Annotated in this window: 12 protein-coding genes; 10 read left to right on the plus strand and 2 right to left on the minus strand. The window is 38.5% G+C overall.

Annotation, left to right across the window (positions count from 1 at the left end):
* Positions 1-19: 19 nt before the first annotated feature.
* From AC27JL_RS09335 to AC27JL_RS09355, 5 genes are all read left to right on the plus strand, one after another.
* Entirely contained in the window at positions 20-1,609 is a 1,590-nt protein-coding gene (locus AC27JL_RS09335; RefSeq protein ID WP_074210169.1) for an ABC-F family ATPase, read from the plus strand.
* A gap of 205 nt (positions 1,610-1,814) precedes the next feature.
* Positions 1,815-2,297 carry a 5-(carboxyamino)imidazole ribonucleotide mutase gene (gene purE, locus AC27JL_RS09340; protein ID WP_006792966.1) on the plus strand — a complete coding sequence of 161 codons (483 nt, stop codon included), beginning with the start codon at positions 1,815-1,817 and terminating at the stop codon, positions 2,295-2,297.
* Between the two features lie 2 nt (positions 2,298-2,299).
* Complete coding sequence (locus AC27JL_RS09345) at positions 2,300-3,448, plus strand: 5-(carboxyamino)imidazole ribonucleotide synthase (protein ID WP_487195468.1); 1,149 nt, start codon at positions 2,300-2,302, stop codon at positions 3,446-3,448.
* A 260-nt stretch (positions 3,449-3,708) separates the two neighbouring features.
* Positions 3,709-4,872: an endonuclease/exonuclease/phosphatase family protein gene (locus AC27JL_RS09350; RefSeq protein ID WP_487195469.1), complete on the plus strand. Its 1,164-nt coding sequence runs from the start codon at positions 3,709-3,711 to the stop codon at positions 4,870-4,872.
* 119 nt (positions 4,873-4,991) lie between these two features.
* Positions 4,992-7,493, plus strand: coding sequence for a S9 family peptidase (locus tag AC27JL_RS09355; RefSeq protein ID WP_487195470.1), 2,502 nt, complete (start codon positions 4,992-4,994; stop codon positions 7,491-7,493).
* 44 nt (positions 7,494-7,537) lie between these two features.
* Here the strand turns inward: AC27JL_RS09355 and rrtA are convergent, their stop codons facing one another.
* On the minus strand, positions 7,538-8,161 hold the full coding sequence (rrtA, locus tag AC27JL_RS09360; protein WP_487195471.1) for a rhombosortase: 624 nt from the start codon (positions 8,159-8,161) through the stop codon (positions 7,538-7,540).
* Between the two features lie 64 nt (positions 8,162-8,225).
* On the opposite strand from rrtA, the gene ggt reads away from it, so the two are divergent.
* From ggt to AC27JL_RS09375, 3 genes are all read left to right on the plus strand, one after another.
* Complete coding sequence (gene ggt, locus AC27JL_RS09365; RefSeq protein ID WP_487195472.1) at positions 8,226-10,004, plus strand: gamma-glutamyltransferase; 1,779 nt, start codon at positions 8,226-8,228, stop codon at positions 10,002-10,004.
* A gap of 137 nt (positions 10,005-10,141) precedes the next feature.
* Positions 10,142-11,836, plus strand: a complete 1,695-nt coding sequence (locus AC27JL_RS09370; RefSeq protein ID WP_008133030.1) for an NAD-dependent malic enzyme — start codon at positions 10,142-10,144, stop codon at positions 11,834-11,836.
* Positions 11,837-12,014: 178 nt separating this feature from the next.
* Complete coding sequence (locus AC27JL_RS09375; RefSeq protein ID WP_487195473.1) at positions 12,015-12,740, plus strand: SIMPL domain-containing protein; 726 nt, start codon at positions 12,015-12,017, stop codon at positions 12,738-12,740.
* Here the strand turns inward: AC27JL_RS09375 and AC27JL_RS09380 are convergent.
* Positions 12,721-14,094 carry a DUF2254 domain-containing protein gene (locus AC27JL_RS09380; protein ID WP_487195474.1) on the minus strand — a complete coding sequence of 458 codons (1,374 nt, stop codon included), beginning with the start codon at positions 14,092-14,094 and terminating at the stop codon, positions 12,721-12,723. The genes AC27JL_RS09375 and AC27JL_RS09380 overlap by 20 nt on opposite strands.
* Before the next feature lie 155 nt (positions 14,095-14,249).
* Here AC27JL_RS09380 and AC27JL_RS09385 point away from each other — a divergent pair, with 155 nt between their 5' ends.
* Positions 14,250-14,624 (plus strand): MAPEG family protein, encoded by a 375-nt coding sequence (locus tag AC27JL_RS09385; protein ID WP_006792956.1) that lies wholly within the window; start codon positions 14,250-14,252, stop codon positions 14,622-14,624.
* A gap of 14 nt (positions 14,625-14,638) precedes the next feature.
* Positions 14,639-15,274, plus strand: a complete 636-nt coding sequence (locus tag AC27JL_RS09390) for a sulfotransferase (protein WP_487195475.1) — start codon at positions 14,639-14,641, stop codon at positions 15,272-15,274.
* Positions 15,275-15,368: the final 94 nt, after the last annotated feature.

Here is a 15,368-nt window from a genome sequence, read left to right on the forward strand (position 1 = left end):
TCCCTTGGAGGGTAGCGCTATTATTAGTACAGCTAACATCACCATGCAATTTGGTGCTAAACCGTTATTTGAAAATATCTCAGCAAAATTTGGCGAAGGAAACCGTTACGGTTTAATTGGTGCAAATGGTTGTGGTAAATCAACATTTATGAAAATACTCAGTGGTGAACTAGAGCCATCTTCGGGTAACGTAAGCACTGATCCAAATGAGCGTGTTGCTAAACTAAATCAAGACCAGTTTGCTTACGAAGAATACTCTGTAATTGATACTGTGATCATGGGTCACAAAGAGTTATGGGCTATTAAACAAGAACGTGATCGTATTTATTCTTTACCTGAAATGAGTGAAGAAGACGGTATGAAAGTAGCCGATCTCGAAACTGAATTTGCTGAAATGGATGGTTACTCAGCCGAGTCTAAAGCGGGTGAGCTTTTGTTAGGTGTAGGTATTGCTACTGAGCAGCACTATGGTCCTATGTCTGAAATTGCACCGGGTTTTAAACTGCGAGTGTTACTTGCACAGGTTCTGTTTTCTGACCCTGATATTATGCTACTTGATGAGCCTACCAATAACTTGGACATTTACACTATCAAGTGGTTAGAAGATGTATTGAATCAGCGCGATTGTACTATGATCATCATCTCGCATGACCGTCACTTCTTAAACTCTGTGTGTACACACATGGCCGACATAGATTACGGTGAGCTACGCATTTACCCTGGTAATTACGACGAATACATGTTTGCAGCAACGCAAGCACGTGAACGCCTACTAAGTGAAAATGCTAAGAAGAAAAGTCAAATTGCCGAGCTCCAGCAGTTTGTATCACGCTTCTCGGCTAATGCTTCAAAAGCTAAGCAAGCCACATCGCGTGCTAAGCGTATCGATAAAATTCAGTTAGACGAAGTAAAAGCATCATCTCGTCAAACACCGTTTATTCGTTTTGACCAAGAAAAACAGCTGTTCCGTAACGCGCTAGAAATGACAAGTATTAGTCAAGGTTTTGAAGACAATACTTTATTCTCAGGCCTTGAAGGTTTAGTAGAAGTTGGCGAGCGTATTGCCATAATTGGTGAAAACGGCGTAGGTAAAACAACGTTACTTAACACGTTAGCAGGTAAACTTACACCAAAGGCAGGTGAATTTAAGTGGTCTGAAAACGCTAACATTGGCTACTATGCGCAAGACCACGCTGATGAATTCGAAAAAGACATGAATTTGTTTGAGTGGATGGAGCAATGGCAGCAAGAAGGCGACGATGAGCAAGTTGTTCGTAGTTTCTTAGGACGTATGTTGTTTTCACAGAACGATATTAAAAAGTCGGTAAAAGTAATATCAGGTGGTGAGCAAGGCCGTATGTTGTTTGGCAAAATTATGATGCATAAACCAAACATACTTTTAATGGATGAGCCAACCAACCACATGGATATGGAATCGATTGAAGCACTAAACTTAGCGCTTGAAGCATACGAAGGCACTTTACTTTTTGTATCGCATGACCGCCAGTTTGTCTCTTCTGTTGCAACCCGTATATGGGAAATTAAAGACGGTAAAATAATCGACTTTAGAGGTAATTATTCTGAGTACCTAGCAAGTAAAGAAGCGTAATTACGTTGTAATTTTAGATTTACAAAAGGCCATGTTTAACATGGCTTTTTTTGTTTTTGTTGCGTGTTAATTATTTATAAAAAATTAGCCTTTAATCTTCATTTAATACCATTCGAACCTCGCAAATTAAACGTGTTTGGGTATAATACCCGCCTAAAACCGGACATAAGTCCGCTATTTTAAAATACATTACTGAGGAGTATTTATGACTGTTGGCATTATTATGGGTTCTAAGTCAGATTGGCCAACCATGGAACACGCTGCACTGATGCTAGAGCAGTTTGGTATTAAGTACGAAACCAAAGTTGTATCTGCACACCGCACACCTCAATTACTTGCTGATTATGCAAGCTCTGCTGCAGAACGTGGAATTAAAGTTATTATTGCCGGCGCAGGTGGCGCAGCCCATTTACCGGGTATGGCAGCGGCTTTTACATCTGTTCCTGTTTTAGGCGTTCCTGTGAAATCAAAGGCATTAAATGGTGTTGATTCTCTATTGTCAATTTGCCAAATGCCAAAAGGGGTAGCAGTAGGTACCTTAGCAATTGGTGAACCAGGCGCTGCAAACGCAGGCTTATTAGCCGCACAAATTTTAGGGTGCCATAACCCCGATATTTTTGAAAAAATCGAAGCGTTTCGTAAAAATCAAACAGACACAATATTAGCCAACCCAAACCCTGCAGAGTAAAAATGAATATTTTAATTTTAGGTGCAGGACAACTTGCACGTATGATGAGCCTTGCAGGCGCACCGCTTAATTTGAATGTAGTTGCCTACGATGTGGGAACTAAACAAATTAAGCACCCGCTAACGGGTGAGATTTACACAACTACACTTGAACAAGCTATTAGCGACGCTGATTCAATCACGGCAGAATTTGAGCACATTCCTGATGATGTATTAACGCTATGCTGCAACAGTAGTAAGTTTTATCCGGGTAAAGCCGCGATTAAAACGGGTGGCGATAGAGCACTAGAAAAAGCGTTACTTAACAAAACCGGTGTTGAATGCGCGCCTTATCAGTTAATTACAGAAAAAGTACATTTGGAGTTGGCCGCTAAAAACCTGGGTAAGCCACTTGTTATAAAAACCTGCCAAGCAGGGTACGATGGTAAAGGGCAGTGGCGTTTAAAATCTGATGATCAAATTGATGGAATTTGGTCTGAAATGGCTGAGTTTATAGCATCGGGAACACAAGATGCACCGCATACCATTATTGCTGAAAAAATGATCCCGTTTGACCGAGAAGTGTCGATTATTGGCGCACGAGATAAGCACGGTAATGTTGCAATTTATCCATTAACAGAAAACGAGCACACCAACGGTGTGTTAACACTGTCGGTTGCGGGTAAAAATAACCAAAATGTTGAAGCTCAAGCAAACGATGCATTTACAAAAATTGCAAACGAACTTAACTATGTAGGTGTATTGGCCATTGAGTTTTTTGATGTAATGGGCACACTATTAGTTAATGAAATTGCACCGCGTGTACATAACTCAGGTCATTGGACTCAGCAAGGTTGCCATTGTTCGCAATTTGAAAATCATATGCGTGCCGTTGCAGGTTTACCACTTGGTAATACTGAGCTTAAACATATTACGGCTATGATCAATGTACTCGGACAAGCAAGTATCCCTGCTGAGGTACTTACATTACCTGATGTGACAAGTCATTGGTACGGTAAAACGGCTAAACCTGGTCGTAAAATGGGTCATATAAATGTATCGGCTCATAATATGAATGACCTGTCAGATAAGTTAAGCCAATTAACTGATTATTTACCAGAACACGATTACCCGGGAATTTTAAAAACGGCAGAAAAACTCATTCTAGGTTAGGGTGTTTTTTTGTATGGCTAAAGCTGTATGGTCTAGTAGGTTATGATTAGGGAAGCCTTATTACTGTTTTGCATATGGATGTTATTTAGGGATTGAGCAGGTCTTAGAAGCAGTTACTGTCCGACTAGTTCAAAACTTAGTGAATACAAACAATGAAATAATAAAAGCCGAGTAAACTCGGCTTTTTTTTGCCTGAAAAAACAAAAACAGGTTACATTATTAAATAATCAAAATTACTTTTTTATAAGTAGGATAATTAAATGAAATTTGATCTAACGTTTGGTGCGTTGCTAACAGCTGCTTCATTGAGTCTCAATGCGTACGCAACCGATACAATTCGTGTTGCAACGTTTAATGTAAGTATGGATGCCACAAATTACACCGCCAAAGGCGAGCCTATTAAAAGTGATGCCTTAGTCAAAGCGCTTACCTCAAACACACAACAGATTAAAAATATTGCAGAAATTATTCAGCGCGTTCGTCCTGATATTATTTTACTGAACGAATTTGATTTTGTTCCTAAAGAGCAAGGTATTGATTACTTTAAAACGCATTACTTAGCCGTAAGCCAAAACAAGCAAAAAGCCATAGATTATCCTTATTCTTATATAGCCCCCGTCAATACTGGCCTTGCGACAGAGTTTGACCTAGATAACGATGGTAAAAAAAGTAAAGTAATGGGTGATGCCCAAGGCTTTGGCTTTTTTGAAGGGCATTATGGTATGGCCATATTATCGAAATACCCAATCGATTTTGACAAAATCAGAACGCTTCAAACCTTTAAATACAAAGATATGCCTAATGCAAAAATGCCGTTGATGCCAAAAACAGGCGAGAATTGGTATAACGCTCAAGAGTGGCAAGCGCTTAGGTTAAGTTCTAAATCGTTTTGGGATGTCCCCGTTGTTATTGATAACAAAGCAGTGCATGTATTGGCGTCTCACCCTACGCCTCCTGTGTTTGACGGCGAAGAAGATAGAAATGGTAAACGTAATCATGACGAAATTAGATTAATTGCCGACTACGTAGCCAATGCAGACTACTTATATGATGATAATGGCACAAAAGGAGGGCTAGGGGCTCAGTCGCGTTTTGTTATTTTAGGGGATTTAAACGCAGCACCAGAAGGTGATAAAGCGCGTTTAGAAACAACAGATCAATTGCTAAAAAATCCATTAATTAATGCACAGTTTGTACCTAAAAGTGCAGGCGCTAAACAGCAATATGAACTTACGCATGCACAACACTTTACTGCCAATTGGCAAGCACGAGTAGACTATGTATTGCCATCAACTTACGGTTTAGATATTAAAGAAGGTGGGGTATTTTGGCCAGTTGAATCAAGCGAACAATATCGCTTAATTAAAGATAGAAGTGCATCAAGCGATCATCGCCTAGTATGGCTAGATTTAGTGATTAAATAATTAAGGCTTAAGTAAACTGAGCTTTACCCTGTTAAATGGCTATTTATCTTAAAAAATTGCATTAACTTTAGTGCTTCTGCTTAAATACCCGTTAATTATAATAACGGTATAGAAGCACTATGATTTTTAATTTTTCTTCATCTAAAACGTTAGTAGCATTAGCTGTTGCCTCAAGCGTAATGCTTGCGGGTTGTAGTGCAACTGCAAACACAGCCTCTACATATAATGCTTTGGAAAAAAACAAAGTTGAAGCGGTGGTTAGTACACCTGCCGATGTTGGTTCAGAAAAAATAACTTTAAAACAAGCAATGGCCGATCCTGATTGGATAGGCAACCAACCACAAAATGCCTTTTGGACTGCTGATTCGGCAACAATTATTTATTCTCAAAAGCAACAAGGTAGCACATTACGTGACTTATTTAGCCAGTCTGTAACGTCACAAACCGCAGAACAAATAGCATTAAATAAACTACATACACTGGGTGCTAGAAACGCGGTTTATTCAAACGACAAAGCTCTGCAAGCCTACGTCTTTAAAGGCAATGTGTTTGTAAAAAATATTAAAACTAACACACTGCGCCAAATAACCCATAGCACAGCTAACGAATCTAATCCGCAGTTTTTAAACGATGGTACTTTGGCTTATCGCCAAGGGAATATGTTTTTTAAAGTTGATTTAGTAACGGGGTTAACACAAGAAATTGCTAACCTAAAACTTGCTGATAAACCAAAAGGAATTAGCGAGCCAAGTTCGTACATTGCAAAAGAGCAGCATAAGCTTATTGAATACATTGCTCTTGAACACAAAAATAAAAAAGACCAACACGCACGTAACGCGCAAATAAACGAACAAAATACTTCTGTAGCAAATACAAGTTACTATTTAGGCAAAGGTAATAAAGTTGATAACGTAGAACTTTCACCCAATGGAGATGCGTTACTAGTTGTCGTAAAAAAACAATCAAGTTGGCGAAGTGACACCGATATAATGCCACATTATGTGACTGACGACGCCACCATAGCACCTAAAAAAGTTCGCCGTCGCATAGCTGATGCAAAAGAAGAAACATCGCAAGTTATATATATTAATTTAAATGATAAAACACAAAACACACTAGCGTTTGATTCGCTGCCAGGTTTTGATGAAGATGTATTAGCAAGTGTAAAACAAGAAAATTATGCGCGATTAGGTAAAACCTACGAATCGAAGAACTCACCACGCGCTATTAATTTGATCACAAATTGGGGATTAGGACAAAGCCCAATAGTTTGGAATAACGATGGTTCGCAAGTTGCTATTATGCTTGAAGCGTGGGACAACAAAGATCGCTGGATTGCGACCGTAGATTTTGAAAACAATAAACTGGTGTCGCAGCATCGTTTACATGACGACGCATGGATCGCTTATGCATTTAATAATTTTGGCTGGTTGAATAACGCAAACACGCTTTATTACCTTTCAGAAGAGTCTGGGTACAGCCAGCTTTATAAAAAACCATTAAACGGTAACGCAGTTGCGTTAACTCAGGGTGAGTTTGAGGTATCAAACCCAACAGTTACAAGCGATGATTCTGCTATTTATTACAAAGCTAATGTTGAACACCCTGGTCTATACGAAATTTTCCGTGTAGATCCACAAACAGCTAAAAGTGAAAAAATTACTGATCTAAATGGCATGACCGACTATACGCTAAGTCCAGATGAAGAAAAATTACTGCTTGTTCATTCAAAAATTACTATGCCTAGCGAGCTATATATTGCGGATGCTAAAGCAAATACAACAGCAACACGTTTAACTAATACAGTATCAAGCGCTTTTTTAGCTAAAAAATTAACTGCACCGAAAATAGTTGCAGTGCCGTCTAGCCATACTGATGCGCCAATATATGCCAAGGTATACTACCCAGCTGATTACGTAGAAGGCGAAGGTGGTAAAACACGTAAAGCAGTTATTTTTAATCACGGTGCAGGTTATTTACAAAACTCACATATGGGTTGGTCTGTGTACTTTAGAGAGTTTATGTTTCATTCATTATTGGCTGATGAAGGTTACGTGGTAATGGATATGGACTACCGTGCATCTAAAGGGTATGGCCGCGACTGGCGTACAGCTATTTATCGTCAAATGGGCACACCAGAAACGCAAGATTTAGCTGATGGTGTTAAATGGATGGCTGAAAATGCTAACGTCGACACGCAAGCAGTGGGGACCTACGGCGGTTCTTATGGCGGCTTTATGACCTTTATGGCATTATTTACTGCACCAGAATTGTTTCAATCAGGTGCAGCACTTCGCCCAGTAACTGATTGGGCTCACTACAATACGGCCTATACGGGCAATATTTTAAACCATCCAGATGTAGATCCCATTGCATACGAGCGTAGCTCACCAATTTACTTTGCAGAGGGTTTAAATAAGCCACTGTTGATCAATGCACCAATGGTAGACGACAACGTATTTTTTCAAGACTCCGTGCGCTTAGTTCAGCGTTTAATTGAGCTTGAAAAAGAAAACTTTGAAACGGCTATCTTTCCAGTTGAACCGCATGGTTTTGTGCAACCGTCAAGTTGGTTAGATGAATACCGCCGCATTTATAAACTATTCAAAGACACTCTTTAAATAAACAATGTAAAACGCCACTTTAGTTAAAGTGGCGTTTTTATTTAACCTTTAGCCCTATTTTTATAATATTTAATAACAAGCTCGATGCCTAACAATGATCCGCCAATAGCGCCAATTAAATGAGCATCTATTGCAACGGTCGAATTAATAAGCTCGCCAATATCCGCACTTGGACCACTCAATTGCTCATATGCTATTTTTACCCACACACCGATGAATAATAAATAGCCCGATTTAAGCCCTTGTGTAATATCTTTTACTGCGCCCCAAATAATAACACCGTGTAACAGCGCGCTTAAACCTGTATAGATATGTATGTCTGGGCAATAAAAATACACGCCTAAACCGCACCAAAGCGCTAAAGTGATCGTATTTAGAAAGTAACGGGTAGGGGTAGTATACTCACCATGTAATAACCAAATTAAAAAAATTCCGCTTATATTTAACCCCAAATGGGCCCAATTTGCGTGTACAAATTGGCTAGTAAAAATACGCCAAAGCTCACCTTTGTTAACTAATGCTCGGTTAAATTCTAGTAAATTATTTAAATCAAATGCAGCAAAAATAGTGCTAAAAAGTATCAATAATAAAGGTGGTAAAATATAACGAGGCTGTATAGGTAAATTAAGCATTTTATTGTATTTTTTTAGTATTAATTTTTGCATATTGTGCCCGTTTAACTTTAAGATGCCAATTACCTATTGTAATTAAGTGTTTTTAATATTTTTTATGCATTTTAAACTTAACTCATTATTTGCTATCGGCTTAGGTGTACTTTCTTTGCCGGTGCTGTCAAAAGAACCCACAAAAGTAGAAGTTCGCGAACCAGAAGCTACCACATCAATTAGTTCTAAGCAGATTGTTATAGGTGACAAATACATGGTTGCCGCGGCAAATCCGTATGCATCTCAAGCGGGACAGCAAATATTAGCAAAAGGCGGCAGTGCAGTTGATGCAGCAATAGCCACTCAACTTGTTTTAACACTTGTTGAGCCTCAGTCATCGGGTATTGGTGGCGGTACATTTATGATGTACTACAACAAAGCAAATAATAAGTTAACCAGCTTTGATGGAAGAGAAACGGCCCCTAAAAATGCGAATGAAAATTTATTTTTAAATAAGCATGGCAAAGCGGTCAAATGGATTGAAGCCGTTGTAGGCGGTCGTTCTGTGGGTGTACCTGGTGTTCTACATGCCTTTGCAAATGCGCATAAGCACTATGGTTTATTACCTTGGGAACAGCTATTTAAACCGGCTATTGAACTTGCTGAACAAGGGTTTGTTGTATCGCCTAGATTACATGGTTTGTTAGCTCGCCAACTAAATCCAGGTGTTATGAGTATGCCAGTGATAAATGAATACTTTTACCCAAATGGTAAACTCATTGAGGCCGGTACCGTTAAAAAAAACCAGCCGCTTGCTGATTTATACAAAGCCATTGCTAATGAAGGCATTGATGCGTTTTATAAAGGTGAAAATGCAAAAAAAATGGTAAGTGCGGTACAAAATTCAAAAATTGCACCCGGTAAATTATCTCAGCAAGACCTTGCACAATACAAAAGCAAAGAACGCGATGCAGTTTGTATAAAATACCGTGTTTATAACGTATGTTCTATGGCACCACCAAGTAGTGGCGGTGTGGCTGTTTTACAAATACTAGGGTTACTAGAGCATACAAATATTTCTGCCTTAAAGCCTAACAGCGAACAAGCAATTCACTACTTCAGCCAAGCGTCGCGTATTGCCTTTGCCGATAGAAATGTATACATGGGTGATCCAGATTTTACTGAGGTACCAACTCAAGCGCTATTAAACAAAAGTTACATTAAATCACGCGCAACACTCATAACCGAAAAAGATCAGCATGCAGTTGCCGGCGACCCCGTTAACTACTTAAGTTATGCACAAGATGATTCGTATGAACTCCCTTCAACATCGCATGTCTCTATTGTTGATAGCTTTGGTAATGCAGTATCAATGACCAGCTCAATAGAAATGGCATTTGGTTCTACAGTTATGGTTAATGGTTATATTTTAAATAATCAGTTAACCGACTTCTCACTTTCTCCACGTAAAAACGGTAAGTTAGTTGCTAATCGTGTAGAGCCAGGAAAACGCCCGCGCAGTTCTATGTCACCGGTTATGGTTTTTAATGAAGATGGTAGCTTACGTTTAGTTGTAGGATCTCCTGGTGGTAGCCGTATTATTGATTACGTCGCTCAAGTAGTTGTTGGCGTTTTAGATTGGAATTTATCGGTGCAAGAAGCTATTAACTTGCCGCGTACTACTAATCGTAATGATTACACCAGCCTTGAAAAAGGCACCATTATTGAATCACTTGCACCCGCACTCACTTCACGTGGTCATAAAGTACGTGTGTTAGACCTAAATTCAGGTTTACATGGTGTTGAAGTGAAAAATAATAAGCTGTATGGCGCAGCCGACCCGCGCCGTGAAGGTGTTGCGTTGTCTGATTTAACTAACAATAACGCCACTTTCAAATTTTAAATTATGTATAATACAAACACGACCTATGTGCGTGTTTGTATTCTCAATGGTCTGACAAGTACTATGTTCATTGCATTTAAATTCTGAGCATTGATAATGACAGATCATAACTTAAGACTCCATTAAAGCCTGGAAATATGACAACAAATACTGATCCTAATTACTTATATATTCATCACTCTGGCCCTGGCCTTATTGAAACGCCATTACTAAACAAGGGCAGTGCGTTTAGTAAAAAAGAGCGCGAAAATTTTAACCTTGCAGGTTTACTTCCTCCACGCTTTGAAACCATCGAAGAGCAAGTTGAACGTTGTTATCAGCAATACTCAAGTTTTACCGACAATTTAAATAAGCACATTTATTTACGTGCCATTCAAGATAACAACGAAACGCTTTACTACCGCTTAGTGCGCGATCATCTTGAAGAAATGATGCCAATTATTTACACCCCTACAGTGGGTGATGCCTGTGAAAAGTTTTCGGATATTTACCGCAGCGCACGTGGCTTGTTTATTTCGTACGAAGACCGTTACCAAATTGACGACATTTTACGTAATGCCACAAAGGGTAAAGTAAAAGTCATTGTTGTGACCGATGGTGAACGTATATTAGGACTAGGCGACCAAGGTATTGGCGGCATGGGTATTCCTATTGGTAAATTGTCATTGTACACCGCGTGTGGTGGCATAAGCCCAGCATATACATTGCCAGTCATGCTTGACGTAGGGACCAATAACGAAAAGCTTTTAAATGATCCTATGTATATGGGCGCGCGCCATAAACGTATAGCCCAAGACGAGTACGACGAGTTTTTAGATCTATTTATTAAAGCGGTAAAACGCCGTTGGCCAAATGTATTGCTTCAATTTGAAGACTTTGCACAACCCAATGCTATGCCGCTTCTTAAGCGCTATCGTGAAGAAATTTGTAGCTTTAACGATGACATTCAAGGTACTGCATCAGTAACAGTTGGCTCTTTATTAGCTGCGTGTCGTGTTAAAGGCTCAACTCTTAGCCAACAAAAAGTTGTATTTGTTGGTGCAGGCTCTGCGGGGTGTGGTATTGCTGAGCAAATTATTAGCCAAATGGTATTTGAAGGTATCTCTGAAGAGCAAGCGCGTAGCCAAGTATTTATGGTTGACCGTTTTGGTCTGTTAACTAATGGCATGGAAGGTCTACGCGACTTCCAACAAGCTTTAGCGCAACCAACAGACGCGCTAAATGATTGGACTTACAGTGGTGAATACGCGTCATTGTTAGATGTAATGCATTGTGCAAAACCAGACATACTTATTGGTGTATCGGGTCAGCCGGGGTTGTTTACAGAGCAAGTTATTCGTGCCATGCATTCAACGTGTGAACAACCTATAATTTTCCCGTTAAGTAACCCGTCTAAACAGGTAGAAGCACACCCAGAAGACGTCATTAAATGGACTGATGGTAAAGCATTAGTTGCAACAGGTAGCCCGTTTGACCCCGTTGAATATAATGGTGAAACTTTCCCAATTCCACAGTGTAACAACAGTTATATTTTCCCTGGTATTGGTTTAGGCGTTATTGCAGCTAAGGCTACACGCATTACAGATGCCATGCTTAGCGTGTCGAGTGAAATGCTTGCTGAGTCTTCACCGAGAGCAAACAGCGGTAAAGGCAGTTTATTACCAGCATTAACAGAAATTGAAACGCTTAGTAAACGCATTGCATTTGCTATTGCTAAAAAAGCGATAGAAGAGGGTGTTGCATTGGAAATTTCTGACGATGCTCTGTGGGCAGCCATTGATAAAAATTATTGGTTACCAAAATACCGTAACTACAAACGTTGCAGCGTTTAAGTGCTATAAGTAATTTTATGTAACCCTGCGTTACAACACATAACAAAAAACAGGCGCTTGCCTGTTTTTTTATGCTTGTTCATTTATTGTTAACCCATTAGGCTCTTTAATAGAGCTAATGCAAATCCGCGATCATACTTAATTAAGCAGATTAGTATAAAACAAAAAGGATTCTATGATGAACACACTAAAACTTTTTCTTGGAAGTGCAATAGCATTAAGCACACTTAGTTTTAATGCCGTTGCCAGCCCAACACCCGATGCACCACACATATATGTGAAAGGGCAAGCGACACTTACCACCATGCCTGATTATGTACAAATGAGTGTGGGTATCACTGAGGTAAATAAAGACCTAATAGCTGCAAAAAACAAAGCCGATATCACTATGGCAAAAGCCATCAAATTAGTAAAAACGTTAGGCGTTAAAGACACTGACATTAACGCAGGGCAAATTAATATACACCGCGATACTCAATACAATCGCCAAACTGGACAGCAAGAATTTATCGGTTTCAAAATTACCCGAACACTAACGGTCAAACTTACTGATATAAGTAAATACCCTACGTTATTACAAAGTTTGGTTAATAACGGCATAAACCAAATTAACAATACCCAATTTTTAGCTAGCAACTATAACGAGCTTCATAAAAAAGCTCAAAAAATGGCAATACAAGATGCTAAAAAAGCGGCTAAAGAATTAAGCGATGACTTTGATGTGTCGTTAAAAGGGTTATATAGCGCATCGTTGAGCCCACTTAATGTTCAAACTCAGCCCTATATGCGTGCAAAAGAAATGGTAATGGCGGATAGTGCACCCGGTAACTATGTACCTGATGCATATCACAGTGGAGAAATTAAGGTAACGGCATCTAGTTACGCTATTTATTACATTGAGTAGATTTATTTTGGTGGTGCTCAAAACGTGCCACCAATTGACTACCTTGTTGCTCATTGATGCGTGTTATGGAATTTAGCATATTACAAATTTCGCGCCTGTCGTACTCGTTAGTCACATTCATGTTTATGTCATCAACAATAGCGAATAAATAATTAAATAAGCTTTCGCGTGCTTTTTCATTATCGTGCGCCACAAATAAAATATTTTTAAATGCTTCTAATACATTTGTCATTACGTAGGCGTCACCTTTTGCATAATGACGAAGCGGCGAAAAGTTATCATGCAGTAACTCATCAAAACTGGTTTCATGTAAATATAAAAGCGGTTTTTTTTCACTGTGCTTAAACGAATAATTTATATCGTTAAGAGATAGGCGCTCAATAAGTAAAATACTCAGCATATCAATTGATTTAACAGCGGTACCTGGATCGTTAATGCCAGGGCTCATTGCTTTTACTGCTATTTCAGATATTTGTGTTAAACCATAGCGGTAGTGGTCGCTAATGTACTCTTCTACATAAAAAATAAAGCAATCTAATATTTTTTCTAAAAGCTCTTCATCGTGGGTTATATCAACATTACATTTTAAAAATGGATAACCTTTTACTGTAAAATATCCTTGGTTAACAGAAATATATAAGTTTATATCGTGCTCTTTTAAAATTGCACACAGTTTATCTGTTTGCACACCCTTATAGTAACCCTCTGTTTTACTGCTTATGGAGTGCCATGTTGAAAAATCAGGAAACTCACTAACAGGGGCCTCTTTTTGTCTTTTAATGATCGCTTTAATTTCTTTTTTAGTCTGGCTAAACAAACCATTGAGGACATTATCGACTTGGATAGCGCGTGAAATAGAATGAATAAAAAATACAAATAACCCTAATGAAATCAAGCCAAAAATTAAAGCAAATAAAACACCTATAGACGGAATTGCAGTGCTGCCACCTTCTAACTTATTAATATTTATAAGCATGATAATAGAGTAAATGATACTGCCTAAGTAAAAGCCGAGCACCATTTGATGAGACTTTCTAGTAATTAAACCGGGCACAACGCGAGGCGATAGACTCGCACTAGCAGAGTTTAAAACCACCATAACCATAGAAAAACTAAATACAGTCAATGAGATAATACTACCTGCAAGCGTACTTAAAATTGTTCGCGCATTTTCTGCGCTATCAACCAAAACCACTGAGATAAAAGACTTCAACTGCTCAACAGGGGCTAAATATTCAACCGACATTGTAATGATGGCAAAAAACAAAAAACCAACAGAAAGCACAGAAGGGTAAAAGCCAATACTGTTTATCATTTCACGATAACTATCGGCCACTTTGCGAGGAACAAACATATAATCCCTATGATTGCGTATAAAATTTGGCTATCACCTTATCATAGTTGAACTTTAAACTTGTGATAAAGCCGTTAATTTATATGTTATTATCTGCACAGCTTAACGCTGCGCATACTTAATGCGTATAAAACAAAAACTAATAGGAACACACTGTGATTATTTCAACATACGCTGCATTGCTCGCTTTTTTTTATATTTATTTAAGCTTTAATGTCATAAAAGTTCGCAGAGCAGAACAAATATCATTAGGTGATAACGGTAATTCAGTTTTACAACGTGCAATTAGAGCACATGCAAACTTTATGGAATATGTACCTTTTGCCGTTATTTTATTATTTTTAGCTGAATACCAAGGTCTAGCCAGTCATTATTGTCACCTTTTAGGTGCATCTTTGTTAATTGGTCGATTTTTTCATAACCTAGGTATAGTAGAAAAAAACTTAAAGTATCGTCAAATAGGGACTGTAGCTACTTTTCTAGTGATGATAATAAGCGCGTTTGTTTTATTACTCACTCGTAATAGCTGATTAAAGTACAGTACATGACTAAAATATTTGTAATAGGCTTACCGAGAACAGGCACAACTAGTGTGTGCCACGCACTACTAGAATTAGGATTACCCACCGCGCACACAGCATACACAAAAGCTAGCTTTGACAATGCAAAAGCTATTGCCGACACCCCCATATTTACTGATTATAAAATGCTTGATAAGCATTACCCAGGATCTAAGTTTATATATTTGGAAAGAGAAATTGATGTTTGGCTGCCATCCATCAGGCAATTACTCACACGTATGCATACTAATTTAACACGGACAGATGGCGGTTTTAATATTCATATAAAACGGTGTTACTTTGATGTTTTTTCTAATTTATCTCTCGTAAACATTAGTAATGATAGTTACTTAGCAGACTGCTACAAGCGTCACCTAAATGCTGTACAGTGTTATTTTGAAAAAAGAGAAGCTGACTTTTTATCGATTGATATTGCAAAGGCGGGGAGTTATCAAAAAGTATGTGATTTTTTAAACATACAAAGTGATAAAACTGATTTTGATAAAATGAATATGGGCGGAAAAGTCACCGCATGGAACGATATTAAACACCCGTTAAAAATAGAGTCGACAGCAAAAGGGCGTATAGATAAACATTTACCTTACACCTCTCAACTGTAATTAACTAAATTAAGCCTTAAGAGCATTGCTTTACTAAAACCTATTGCGAGATTTTTATTTTCAAATACGTTAAAATTCCCGCATTATTTTTTAA

The organism is Pseudoalteromonas sp. 4NS20-0020 (genome assembly GCF_057554385.1).

Bases quoted from the DNA above. Each gene is read 5' to 3' on its own strand.
- AC27JL_RS09375 (WP_487195473.1), top strand. From the start codon at position 12,015: ATGAACACACTAAAACTTTTTCTTGGAAGTGCAATAGCATTAAGCACA.
- AC27JL_RS09380 (WP_487195474.1), bottom strand. From the start codon at position 14,094: ATGTTTGTTCCTCGCAAAGTGGCCGATAGTTATCGTGAAATGATAAAC.
- ggt (WP_487195472.1), top strand. From the start codon at position 8,226: ATGCATTTTAAACTTAACTCATTATTTGCTATCGGCTTAGGTGTACTT.
- AC27JL_RS09355 (WP_487195470.1), top strand. From the start codon at position 4,992: ATGATTTTTAATTTTTCTTCATCTAAAACGTTAGTAGCATTAGCTGTT.
- AC27JL_RS09345 (WP_487195468.1), top strand. From the start codon at position 2,300: ATGAATATTTTAATTTTAGGTGCAGGACAACTTGCACGTATGATGAGC.
- AC27JL_RS09370 (WP_008133030.1), top strand. From the start codon at position 10,142: ATGACAACAAATACTGATCCTAATTACTTATATATTCATCACTCTGGC.
- AC27JL_RS09390 (WP_487195475.1), top strand. From the start codon at position 14,639: ATGACTAAAATATTTGTAATAGGCTTACCGAGAACAGGCACAACTAGT.
- rrtA (WP_487195471.1), bottom strand. From the start codon at position 8,161: ATGCAAAAATTAATACTAAAAAAATACAATAAAATGCTTAATTTACCT.
- AC27JL_RS09350 (WP_487195469.1), top strand. From the start codon at position 3,709: ATGAAATTTGATCTAACGTTTGGTGCGTTGCTAACAGCTGCTTCATTG.
- purE (WP_006792966.1), top strand. From the start codon at position 1,815: ATGACTGTTGGCATTATTATGGGTTCTAAGTCAGATTGGCCAACCATG.